10 protein-coding genes are annotated in these 11,714 nt (G+C 33.5%); 5 read left to right on the forward strand and 5 right to left on the reverse strand.

Going from position 1 to position 11,714, the window contains the following annotated elements:
- Positions 1 to 18: 18 nt before the first annotated feature.
- From HMPREF2706_RS01560 to HMPREF2706_RS01570, 3 genes are all read right to left on the reverse strand, one after another.
- Positions 19 to 969 (reverse strand): L-lactate dehydrogenase, encoded by a 951-nt coding sequence (locus HMPREF2706_RS01560; protein WP_070862153.1) that lies wholly within the window; start codon positions 967 to 969, stop codon positions 19 to 21.
- 410 nt (positions 970 to 1,379) lie between these two features.
- Entirely contained in the window at positions 1,380 to 2,264 is an 885-nt protein-coding gene (locus HMPREF2706_RS01565; protein WP_002432944.1) for a cidABC operon transcriptional activator CidR, read from the reverse strand.
- A gap of 29 nt (positions 2,265 to 2,293) precedes the next feature.
- A complete protein-coding gene (locus tag HMPREF2706_RS01570; protein WP_002432493.1) occupies positions 2,294 to 2,989 on the reverse strand; it encodes a YoaK family protein in 696 nt (231 codons plus the stop codon).
- Between the two features lie 375 nt (positions 2,990 to 3,364).
- Between HMPREF2706_RS01570 and HMPREF2706_RS01575 the strand changes: the two genes are divergently transcribed.
- The gene (locus tag HMPREF2706_RS01575) at positions 3,365 to 4,813 is read left to right on the forward strand and encodes an APC family permease (protein WP_030059074.1); all 1,449 of its coding nucleotides are present in this window, start codon (positions 3,365 to 3,367) and stop codon (positions 4,811 to 4,813) included.
- Positions 4,814 to 4,917: 104 nt separating this feature from the next.
- Here HMPREF2706_RS01575 and HMPREF2706_RS01580 read toward each other — a convergent pair whose 3' ends face one another.
- Entirely contained in the window at positions 4,918 to 6,255 is a 1,338-nt protein-coding gene (locus tag HMPREF2706_RS01580; protein WP_030059072.1) for an aspartate aminotransferase family protein, read from the reverse strand.
- 282 nt (positions 6,256 to 6,537) lie between these two features.
- On the opposite strand from HMPREF2706_RS01580, the gene HMPREF2706_RS01585 reads away from it, so the two are divergent.
- Entirely contained in the window at positions 6,538 to 6,966 is a 429-nt protein-coding gene (locus HMPREF2706_RS01585) for a hypothetical protein (protein WP_002432723.1), read from the forward strand.
- Between the two features lie 46 nt (positions 6,967 to 7,012).
- On the opposite strand, the gene HMPREF2706_RS01590 is transcribed toward HMPREF2706_RS01585, so the two are convergent.
- Positions 7,013 to 7,909: a hypothetical protein gene (locus HMPREF2706_RS01590; RefSeq protein WP_070474513.1), complete on the reverse strand. Its 897-nt coding sequence runs from the start codon at positions 7,907 to 7,909 to the stop codon at positions 7,013 to 7,015.
- A 339-nt stretch (positions 7,910 to 8,248) separates the two neighbouring features.
- Here HMPREF2706_RS01590 and HMPREF2706_RS01595 point away from each other — a divergent pair, with 339 nt between their 5' ends.
- The 3 genes from HMPREF2706_RS01595 to HMPREF2706_RS01605 all read left to right on the forward strand — a co-directional run bounded on the left by HMPREF2706_RS01595 (position 8,249) and on the right by HMPREF2706_RS01605 (position 11,663).
- Positions 8,249 to 8,836 (forward strand): hypothetical protein, encoded by a 588-nt coding sequence (locus HMPREF2706_RS01595; protein ID WP_023351068.1) that lies wholly within the window; start codon positions 8,249 to 8,251, stop codon positions 8,834 to 8,836.
- A gap of 218 nt (positions 8,837 to 9,054) precedes the next feature.
- On the forward strand, positions 9,055 to 10,416 hold the full coding sequence (locus tag HMPREF2706_RS01600; RefSeq protein ID WP_030059068.1) for an FAD-dependent oxidoreductase: 1,362 nt from the start codon (positions 9,055 to 9,057) through the stop codon (positions 10,414 to 10,416).
- A 356-nt stretch (positions 10,417 to 10,772) separates the two neighbouring features.
- Entirely contained in the window at positions 10,773 to 11,663 is an 891-nt protein-coding gene (locus HMPREF2706_RS01605; RefSeq protein ID WP_037550609.1) for a fructose bisphosphate aldolase, read from the forward strand.
- Positions 11,664 to 11,714: the final 51 nt, after the last annotated feature.

Below are 11,714 nucleotides of genomic sequence, written 5' to 3' on the forward strand. Positions count from 1 at the left end.
TTGAATTTTAAGCATGCGTTATACTAAATGTTTAATTGAGTCGTATGTTTCTTCAAGTGTTTGAACTGATTGCTTAAATAATTGTTTCTCTTTATCGCTTAAAGGTGTTTCATATATTTTAACTGCACCATTTTGGTTAATTAATGTTGGGACACCTAAGTAAACTTCTTTATGTCCATATTCCCCATTAAGTTGACTTGATACAGTTAAAACACTATTTTCGTTATTTAATAATGCTTTAGAAATTCGTAAAAGCGCTAAAGCTATACCATAATAAGTAGAACCTTTAGCTTGGATGATATCGTAAGCAGCACCTCTAGTGTTCACATATATTTCTTCAGCTTTAGCTTCACTGCCTGTTTGTTCTTTTAAAGTATCAAATACTGAGATACCTGCAACATTTGCTTGAGACCAAACTGCAAGTTCAGAGTCACCATGTTCACCGATAATGCTTGCATGTACACTTGATGGCACAACATTTAGCTCTTGGCTAATTAAATATCTAAATCTCGCACTATCAAGAACAGTACCTGAACCAATAACGCGTTCAACTGGTAAGCCTGTGACTTCTTTAACATAGCGAGTTAAAATATCAACAGGGTTAGCTGCGATTAGGAAGAAACCATCGAAACCACTATCCATTACACTTGATACAATACTTTTCATAATTTTAGTGTTTTTCTCTACAAGTTGTAAGCGTGTTTCTCCTGGTTTTTGTGGTGCACCTGCTGTAATGACAACTAAGTCTGCATCTATACAATCGCTGTATTCCCCAGCTTTTACTACGACTGGTGATGCACTGTAGAGTGCGCCGTGATTTAAATCTTTCACGTCTGCTTCTACTTTATCTTTCGCAATGTCAATGATGACAAATTCATCTGCAATCCCTTGAGTAACCATAGCAAATGCATAGCTAGAACCTACTGATCCATCACCAATTAATACAACTTTTTTACTAAATTTTTTCATTTTAACGACTCCTTCGCAATAAAGTGACACAATTAATGTGCTTAGTTTTATTTTTATAATATTTTCATTAAAATAACTAGAATTTTAATTGTCCTTAGTTATAAAATCACTATTTCAGTGACGAAATTGTTACAATTTGTTCAAAATGTTTTATTTAGTGACTAACTTTATTACATAATTAATTATAGTACGAAAACATGTATTAATAAAATACATAATAACGATTATAAGTATTCTTAAAAGGAATGGTTTATATATAGAAAAATATAATATATCAATAGCTATGAGATCTTTTAATCGTAAATCGTGGTAAATAATATACGCGTTATGGAAACATTTTTCTTTAATTTTATATTCTCTTATAAACTAAAACGACCTCTAACAAATTAATTAGAAGTCGCGTTTAAAATTTATTTAACTGGTTGGAGTGTTGAAATAAAGTCTATCCACTGGCGTGTTACATAATTTAAATAAGCATCTTTTCTCCATATGGCACCTAAATGCCATGAGAGTTCTACATTTTCTAATTGAATGGACGTTACATTATCTCCCATTAAACGTACTAAACTTTCAGGTACAATACTAATACCTATACCTTGTTGAATCATGTTAGCAATAAAGCTAATTTGTGAGATGTTAGCGACTGTCTTAGGATAGAAACCTATACGTTTACAGTTTTCTATAATTTGATCTTTAAGATAATAATCATCGTGGAACAATACAAATTCTTCATTTTTTAATTCTGCTAGGTCTACCTTTTCCATATCCGAGAGATGATGATCGTTACTGACTACTAGTAATAACTCTTCATTGTATAAGGAAACAGAATGGAATAATGAATGGTCCACAGGCAACGTTGTTATACCTATATCTACATCGTCATTAGCAGTTAAGTTCTCTACTATTTTCCCTCCACCTTCAATGACTTCGTATGTCACATTAGGGTATAACTTGTGAAATTGATTAAGCGCATTTGTAAACATTTGAACATTCATCATGGGTGAAAGTCCTATCTTAATATGGCCCTTTTGAACATTGACTACATCGTTCATTTCTAATGATAGTTTCTCAAATAGAGCCAAAAATTCTAGACTATTGTCATAAAATGTTTGGCCAATATCTGTCAATTTAATTTGTTTCTGAGAACGATCGAATAAAGTAATATCATATTCATTCTCGATATTTTTTATAGCTTTACTAATCGTTGATTGAGCAATATATAAATGTTCTGACGCTTGTGTCATTCCCCCTTGGCGAACGACTTCTACGAAATATTTTATCTGTTTAATTTCCATTTCTTTACTCATCCTTATGCAAATTAATATTACTGAATATTACGTTCTCTGCGATAAATCAGAAAGCTATAAAATATTAAAACGCTAATTAAAATGAATGCAGCTATTAAAATTGTATAGATTCCCATATATTTTTGAAGTAACGCAGATATAATAGCCCCCACAACAAAACTTATTACTATTCTAATGTAAAGCAATGATTTACTCAATTGTACTTTGTCTTTATTTATAATAAATTCACTTAGCGCAATCACAGCTTTTTTTAAATTACCTGTTGAAAATGTGTTAGCATATCCTTCACCTTCTATTTTACCAAACGCAGTAGTAAGCATGGCCATACTAAATGCTAAAGGTGGAATAATATAGATGTTCGGTATTGATGCAGGTATAAAACCCACTGTGATGCTACTCATTGTGATTGGTAGTAAAGCGATAAGACGCCAATATCTTGTAGCTATTTTCGCATGTATTAATGAAACAAACATGACACCTATCATAAATGAGATAACTGAAATAATCTTTAACAATCCACCATCAAGGTTATGATGAGAGACTTCAGAAGCTAGAAAGATGAGGTTACCAGTTTGACCCGCTGCTAAAGTGCCTCCACGTTCTAAAAAGGTATAAGCATCTATATATCCACCAACAAATGTCAATGCAATAGCCATCTCTTTAAATTGATAAATATTTTGTGTGAGATATTTGTCTAATGAAATAGCTACCACCTCTTTTCTATTTTTTCAATCATATTTTACACCTTGCCACTATAGAATGTTAATTTATCCGTTTTATAACCCATAAATGTAAATTGTAAAATATTGGTAAAAATTTCGTTAAAAATTCTATTTTTATTTTTTGTATATCTGATATAATCAAGTTTATCATTTCGTGAAATGCTTACATTTGATTTATTCATCAAAAGAGAGATAGAAAAGCTTTAATTTTTCAGAATTTTTAGACAAAATAAGAAAATTCTATGCTATGATATAAATTATTAGAAATAGCTGGTCACTCGTGATGTTTATATAAGGACTATAACAATCTCTATAAACACCATGACTGCTCGAAATAGATGTCTTATTAGTAAGTGGAGGTTTATTATGTCTAGTTTTTTTAACCGGATTACTCGTAAAGAGAATCCAACAATTTATCAAAATAAAGATGGACACCTTAAACGCACATTACGTGTTCGTGACTTTCTTGCGTTAGGTGTCGGTACAATTGTTTCTACATCCATTTTCACTCTACCAGGAGTTGTTGCTGCAGAGCACGCCGGTCCAGCAGTAGCTTTATCGTTCCTATTAGCAGCTATAGTGGCTGGTCTTGTAGCTTTTACATATGCTGAAATGGCATCGACTATGCCTTTCGCAGGATCAGCATATTCATGGATTAATGTATTATTTGGAGAATTCTTCGGATGGGTTGCTGGATGGGCATTACTTGCTGAGTACTTTATTGCGGTAGCCTTTGTTGCTTCCGGATTTTCAGCTAACTTAAGAGGTCTTATCGCCCCGATTGGTATCACATTACCTAACGCGTTGTCGAATACTTTCGGCAATAAAGGCGGTGTAATAGACATCATCGCTGCTGTCGTAATTATATTAACTGCGTTATTACTTTCTCGTGGTGTGACTGAAGCCGCTCGCATGGAAAATATCCTAGTTATACTTAAAGTTTTGGCAATTATCTTATTTGTCATTGTTGGTTTAACAGCAATCAACTTTAGTAACTTCGTACCATTTGTGCCTGAGCATAAAGTTACAAAATCAGGTGATTTTGGTGGATGGCAAGGTATATATGCTGGTGTATCAATGATTTTCTTAGCATATATTGGATTTGATTCAATTGCTGCAAACTCTGCAGAAGCTATTAACCCTCAAAAAACAATGCCTAGAGGGATTTTAGGTTCTCTTGCAGTAGCCATTGTACTATTTGTAGCCGTGGCATTAGTCTTAGTTGGTATGTTCCATTACTCACAATATGCAGACAATGCTGAACCAGTAGGTTGGGCTCTACGTAAAAGTGGCCATGGAATTATAGCGGCAGTGGTTCAAGCGATTTCAGTTATCGGTATGTTCACTGCTTTAATCGGTATGATGTTAGCCGGATCACGATTATTGTATTCATTTGGTCGCGACGGATTACTACCTTCATGGTTAAGTCAATTAAATCATAAGCACTTACCAAACAGAGCTTTACTTATTTTAACAATTATTGGTGTGGTAATAGGTTCAATGTTCCCATTCAACTTTTTAGCACAATTAATTTCTGCAGGTACACTCGTAGCATTTATGTTTGTATCACTGGCAATGTATCGCTTAAGAAAACGTGAAGGTAAGGATTTACCAAAACCAGATTTCAAATTACCATTATATCCAGTATTACCAGCTATTACATTTGTACTCGTATTACTTGTATTCTGGGGACTAAGCTTTGAAGCTAAATTATATACTTTAATATGGTTCGTTGTAGGTATTGTTATTTACTTACTTTATGGACTGAAACACTCTAAGAAAAATGATGAAGAAGAATATCACGCACCGAAATAATAAATACTAAGTGGCACAAGTGTTGTTTTTACAGCACTTGTGCCTTTTTTTATAAAAAAAAGATCCTCATTTAGTTTTAATAAAATGAGAATCTTTTTGATTCATTACCATCCTTGACCGGTAATTTCATACTGATCTAAGTTACCTTTTTCCAATGCTTTAAGTGCATTCTCAATGGTATCGAGTGCTGTATCAAGTTGTTCATAAGTAATTACTAGTGGTGGTTGAAATCTCAATACATTTCCTGCGACTGCAATGATTACAACTCCATGCTCAAAGCAATAATTACAAATTTTCAATGCTGCTTCTGAATCTCGTGTCTTAATTTCCTTATCAGACACAATATCTATACCTATTGATAATCCAACACCTCGTACATCTCCTACACTCTCAAACTGTGTCATCCATTGATTCATTCGCTGGCGTACGTAGTTCCCCTTTTCAGTGGCAGCGGTTAATAAATCTTCCTCTTCTATCATTTCTAATGTAGCTAATGCCGCTTCACAACTAACAGGGTTGGCACCTGTAGTAAATAAATGCGCTGGCGCTTCAAGGCTTTCCATAATTTCTTTACGACCTACCAAAGCTGACATTGGTAAACCTCCAGCTAGAGACTTTCCAAAAGTAATTAAATCAGGAGTAAAGTTAAAATGATCCACAGAACTCCATCTACCTGTACGTCCTAATCCTTGTTGAATATCGTCAACTGCAATTAAAATACCATGCTGGTGACATAAATCTTGTAGGGCTTCAAAATAACCTGATACAGGTTCAAGTAAGCCTCCATCACCTTGTATTGTCTCTACTACAATGCATGCGACCTCTTCTGCTGGAACGTATTTCGCAAACATTTCTTTGAGAGGCGCAAGATATTCTTCCACTGTATTAGATGTTGATTGTTCAAACATCCCTCTATATTTGTCTGGAAATGGAATATGATAAAAACCATTAAGTAATGGTCCATAGTGTTTTCGCATATTTAAGCTAATAGCTGACATCGATAAAGCGCCAAACGTTGAACCGTGGTATGCGTTTGTGAAACTAATCATATAGGGACGTCCGGTATAGGCACGAGCAAACTTAATAATACCGTCATTAGCATCAGATCCAGTTAAACCAAACGTTACTCTTTTTTCAAAATCTCCAGGAGCTATTTCACAAATCTTCTTTGATAAACGTACAAGTGGTTCATGATACATATATGCTGGCGTATAATGAACAAATTTTTCTGCTTGTTTTTTAATAGCATCTGTGACTTTCTTAGGTGCATGCCCCACATTTTGCGAACTTGCACTTGATAATAAATCTATATATTCCTTTCCATCTACATCTACTAGCGTCGCACCATAGCCATAATCAATAGCTAAAGGATAATATTTAATACGTCCTGACTTAGCGAAATACTTTTCATCTTCATTAATTAAATTTTTTGCTTTACTCATGATAAATTCACCTTCCCTAGGCTTTATCATCCATTTCTTATACTGTATTATTCCTTCTCATAACGCTTTTGAGTCACTTTTTATCAGTCTTAAAATGAATTCCCAGTAATATGATAGTACTCAATATACTAATAATTTTCTGATTTGTAAATATTTTCTGAATTATTAAAATATTGTTTGGGTTTATTAATTTAAAAATGAATTCAACCACTCAAATAGAAATGTCTAAATTGTTTAATTATGGGAATAATAAAAAGTAAAATTATTATGGAGGATAAATTTATGTGGCTTAGATATGGTTATCATTTATTAAGTGCAATTGTCATCAGCGCTATATTATTAATCACTACTATTGTGATGGACGTTCTATTTCAAAAGACGCATTTAACCCAGCTATTACTTAATATTGATTTCTTAATTGACCCGAAGAAAGTGCCTACAATTGTTGAAGGGTTGATTCATTTAAGTATAGGTATCGTAATCTATATCGTTTTTTTAATTATTTATCATTACTCCAAGCCCCTATATTACTTAGCATTTGTTCCTTTAACGATTATTTTTATAGTCATGTACCCATTTTTAATTGCGATTGCCCAACGTTCATTGTTTAAATTCAGTTGGAATGCATATGCATTGTGGATGGAAGCTCATATCTTATTCATGATTCTCATGGCTATCAGTATACCTACGATTGCTAAGAAACACTTATAATTAAAAGGCCCAGAAGCTATTTGTTCTGGACCTTTCTTACTATTTATTATTCCTCATCACCATGTTTATCATACTTAGTAACAATGCCATCTTGATCTATAATGTAAGAGCCTGCGAGTTCCCCATCTTTATCTGTAAATGAGAATCCCCAATTGCCATCACTGTCTTCTTCAGGCTCTTTGTAAGTATATGTGTCAGTATCTAATTTGTGTCCTTCATAATCTTCCACCAAATCGATTACATTACTTCGTGTCACTGTAGTACTATCTGAACTATTATCATCATCTGAATCTGAACTTGATTGAGTATCGATTGGATCTCCATAACTTGCAGGTTCTGATGACATTAATGCACTTATTTTATTAATTTCACTATCACTTGCGTCATATAATTTTACAGTTGAAGCTTTGTCTAGTACACGTTGTGATTCTTTCTTGCCATATTCATCACCGTAAATCGGACCGTTAAATTGTGATGGCACGGGATAAATCGTTATCGTACCGTCTCCATTATTTTTATAATAGACTGACCCAGCAGCATGAACGCTTGCAGTCAAAATTTCAGTTCCTTCTGGAAATTTTACAGAAACATCAGGTAAATAAGGATCAATTAATTTACCTGAAACATCCCCATGTTTAATATCTAAATCGTCAAATTTTATATCACTGTTTCCCCTATAGCTTTCTAATGCCGTTAACCATACTTTCGCATAATAAGTATTTGAATGCGTATTCTCCTGATTAGCGTCCTCTTGACTCTTGTCATTAGAACTTTGACTTGATGCATGATTTGAATTATTATTTTTAGAATTTTTATTACTTTTAGATGACTGAGATTTATCGTCTGAAAGATTTGAACTTCCTTTATTGTCATTACTTTGCCCCGTACTACAACTTGCTAATAATAAAGATGTCACTAGACATGCACTCACCATTTTTTTCATACCTATTAATCCCCTTTTTTCTGAAAATGAATAGCTTGATGCTTAATACATATAAACTACTATATAAATTAATTATATAGTGTATGTAAACTAAAGTGTATAGTTATTTTAAAATTACATATCACATGTTGATTGCACTCTATCGAAGACATTTTATGAATAAATTGATAAGTAAATATGAACAAATCGTGAGGATATATTAACTTCTTTAACTTATCTTAAAGTTTCAATAATGTTTCTTTTAAACCGGTATGATTATTTTATTCAGGTGGTACACTAAAAGCGTAGAAAACATTATTTCAAATTCTAAATTCTCAAATTCGAAATGGGGTTATCATTGTGAACAAGGTTTCTCTTATTGCAACAACTGTAATAACTGGGGCAGTATTATTTACGACTGCAAATGTTTCTGAAGCAAAAGCGGATGAAGTAACTGCAAATAATGCAAAAGACGTAGCACAACAAGCTATGAAAAACAGCGGTGGCAATCCCAACTTACAGAATTTCAATGCCGTAAAAGATAAAGGGGACTACTACGAAATCGGTATTAATAATAAATCTGGTGCAGGTGTGGGTACTTATAAAGTTTATAAAGATGGTGAGGTTCAATATAAAAGTGGAAACTTTGGTAATTATAGCACTTTGAATAGCGAAGATTGTTATACTGGCCAAGATATCACAACAAAACCTTATAAAGAACCTAAACACGTGGCCAAAAAAGAAGTAGCCGTTGATTCTACTAGAGAACTTAATTCATTCTATGTAGGAGACGTAAAATCTTCTGATTTACCAAAGCATTCTAAATCTTCACTTCCTGAAACAGGTCATAATGACACACATGTAGGGATGGATTTAATCGCTGGTACGTCACTTCTAGCAGGCGGATTATTAATTGGCGGACGCAAACGTAGAGAAAAAACTTCATAATCTAATAAATTTAAATTTTATTGATAGAGGGTCATATGATAGTGTTTCATCACTATGGTATGGCCCTTTTTTGACGATTTTTTGAAATCCAACATTATAGCAATGATAAATTGAATAATCGATAATTAAAACGGAAATAATAATAATGTAAACATTAATTCTAATAATGCTTACGCATTTTACTATAGATTAACAAAGTCTTAAGGAGGAATTTAATCATGAAATATGTAGTCGTTGGTACATCACATGCTGGTTATGAAGTGATTGAAACACTTTTAAAAGAAGATTCAAATGCTGAAATTCATGTATTTGAAAGTGGAGATAAACCTTCATTCTTATCTTGTGGTATTCAAAGCTATTTAGAAGATGTTTCACCGTCATTAGATTCATTACACTATGCTTCTAAAGCTTCTTATAAAGAACAAGGAGTTAACATCCATGTAAACAGTACTGTTACTGACTTAAATACAGATAAAAAAATGATAACTGTAGAACAAAATGGACAATCTAATGAAGTAACGTATGACAAATTGTTCTTAAGTCCTGGCGGTAAACCAGTTACTCCTCCAATTGACGGCATTGATCAGTATAATAACGTACTATTTATGCGTGGTCGTGAATGGGCAGATCAAATTAAGCAACGCATGCCTCAAGCTAAAAAAGCGGTTGTCGTAGGTGGTGGCTATATTGGTATCGAAGCTGCCGAAGCCTTCGCTAAAGCAGGTATTGAAACAACGATAGTTGACATTGCAGATAGAATTTTAAATACGTATTTAGATCAAGAATTCACTGACATTTTACAACAAAATTCAGAAAAACATGGTCTTTACTTCAAAGGCGGTGAAACCGTTCAATCATTAACTGGTGATGACAATGGAAACGTAACAAAAGTTGTAACCGATAAAAATGAATATGAAGCAGATACTGTTTTATTCGCAGTCGGTGTTACACCTGCAACTGAATGGTTAGATGGCAAAATTGAATTAGGCGAAAAAGGTATTATCAATATTGACCATCAACAACAAACTTCTGCTAAAGATGTATATGCCGGTGGCGACGCAACACTTGTACCATTCGCTCCAGTTGAAGAAGATCGTTACATTGCTTTAGCGACAAACTCTCGTCGTCAAGGTGTCGTAGCAGCAAAAAATATGACTGGTAAAAATATGACTATGCCAAGAGTATCCGGAACATCTGGATTGCAATTATTTGATTATAAATTTGGACAAACTGGTGTACACGGTACAGAAGCTGATAGTTATGATGGCAATTTAGGTCAAAAATATGTTGAAGAACTGATCCATCCAAAATTCATGCAAGACGAAACTACAATTCACATGAAAATCATTTACGATGAAGATAGTCATCAAATTTTAGGTGGACAAGTCATGTCTACAGAAGATGTTACAGCTTCTATCAATACAATTTCTATGGCGATATCAGCAGGATATACACTAGAACAATTAGCCGTACAAGATTTCTTCTTCCAACCTGACTACGATCGTCCATGGAATTACCTCAACGTGCTTGCTCAACAAGCGCTTGGTGATACGTTCGGTAGTGACAAAATGCTATTCTAAACTGATTTAGGTTGCATATATCAATACTCAGTGTGAAAAGTACACAAAACTTTTGCACTGAGTTTTTTATATTCATGGTATAGGTTTCTTAAAGTTTCAGAGCGATGTAAGGAATATTCTTAAAAACATTTGAGCTATATGAAGACCTTATGTACCCTATGAAATTTTCACTTCAACTTGATAAGAAATAAGCCTTATACTTTTACATTGTCAGCAATATAATTCTAATTTACGTCAAATTTATGACTTAATACAATATTCAGAATACTTTTACACATTTTTCGAGTTGAAAAGCTTGAGATAAAAAATATTTTTTATCATACTATAAATGAAAGTTAAGTTAAGGAGTGGAAAGTATGAATAAAGAACAATTAGAAAAAATGACTAATGGCAAAGGATTTATCGCAGCATTAGACCAAAGTGGCGGTAGTACTCCTAAAGCGCTTAAAGAATATGGCATTAATGAAGACCAATATAGCAATGAAGATGAGATGTTCCAACTTGTACATGATATGCGTACTCGCGTAGTAACTTCACCATCATTTTCACCTGATAAAATCTTAGGTGCAATTCTATTCGAACAAACAATGGATCGTGAAGTAGAAGGTAAATATACTGGTGATTACTTAGCTGACAAAGGTATTGTACCTTTCTTAAAAGTCGATAAAGGTTTAGCTGAACAACAAAATGGTGTTCAATTAATGAAACCTATCAATGACTTAGACGAAACATTAGACCGTGCAAATGAACGTCATATCTTTGGTACTAAAATGCGTTCTAATATCTTAGAATTAAATGAACAAGGTATCAAAGACGTTGTTGAACAACAATTCGAATTTGCTAAAAAAATCATTGCTAAAGGGTTAGTACCAATCATCGAACCAGAAGTAAACATTAATGCAAAAGACAAAGCTGAAATTGAAAAAGTATTAAAAGCTGAAATCAAAAAAGGCTTAGACGCATTAAATGATGATCAATTAGTAATGTTAAAATTAACTATTCCTACTGAAGCTAACTTATACAAAGAATTAGCTGACCATCCTAACGTTGTACGTGTCGTTGTATTATCTGGCGGTTATAGCAGAGACGAAGCTAACAAATTATTAAAAGACAACGATGAATTAATCGCAAGCTTCTCACGTGCATTAGCAAGCGACTTACGCGCTAGCCAAGCTCAAGAAGAATTCGATAAAGCGTTAGGCGACGCAGTAGATTCAATCTATGACGCATCAGTAAATAAAAATTAAGGTGCGGAAGTGAGCGCTTAGGTTTTGAGCAGAACCGAAAAGCGAGCAAAA

This window comes from Staphylococcus sp. HMSC067F07 (genome assembly GCF_001837405.1).
In the GTDB taxonomy this organism is placed as follows: Bacteria; Bacillota; Bacilli; order Staphylococcales; family Staphylococcaceae; genus Staphylococcus; species Staphylococcus capitis.

Excerpts from the sequence above, each read along its gene's own strand:
- HMPREF2706_RS01590 (WP_070474513.1), bottom strand. The coding sequence starts at position 7,909 with ATGAAAAAAATGGTGAGTGCATGTCTAGTGACATCTTTATTATTAGCA.
- HMPREF2706_RS01560 (WP_070862153.1), bottom strand. The coding sequence starts at position 969 with ATGAAAAAATTTAGTAAAAAAGTTGTATTAATTGGTGATGGATCAGTA.
- HMPREF2706_RS01575 (WP_030059074.1), top strand. The coding sequence starts at position 3,365 with ATGTCTAGTTTTTTTAACCGGATTACTCGTAAAGAGAATCCAACAATT.
- HMPREF2706_RS01585 (WP_002432723.1), top strand. The coding sequence starts at position 6,538 with ATGTGGCTTAGATATGGTTATCATTTATTAAGTGCAATTGTCATCAGC.
- HMPREF2706_RS01565 (WP_002432944.1), bottom strand. The coding sequence starts at position 2,264 with ATGGAAATTAAACAGATAAAATATTTCGTAGAAGTCGTTCGCCAAGGG.
- HMPREF2706_RS01580 (WP_030059072.1), bottom strand. The coding sequence starts at position 6,255 with ATGAGTAAAGCAAAAAATTTAATTAATGAAGATGAAAAGTATTTCGCT.
- HMPREF2706_RS01605 (WP_037550609.1), top strand. The coding sequence starts at position 10,773 with ATGAATAAAGAACAATTAGAAAAAATGACTAATGGCAAAGGATTTATC.
- HMPREF2706_RS01600 (WP_030059068.1), top strand. The coding sequence starts at position 9,055 with ATGAAATATGTAGTCGTTGGTACATCACATGCTGGTTATGAAGTGATT.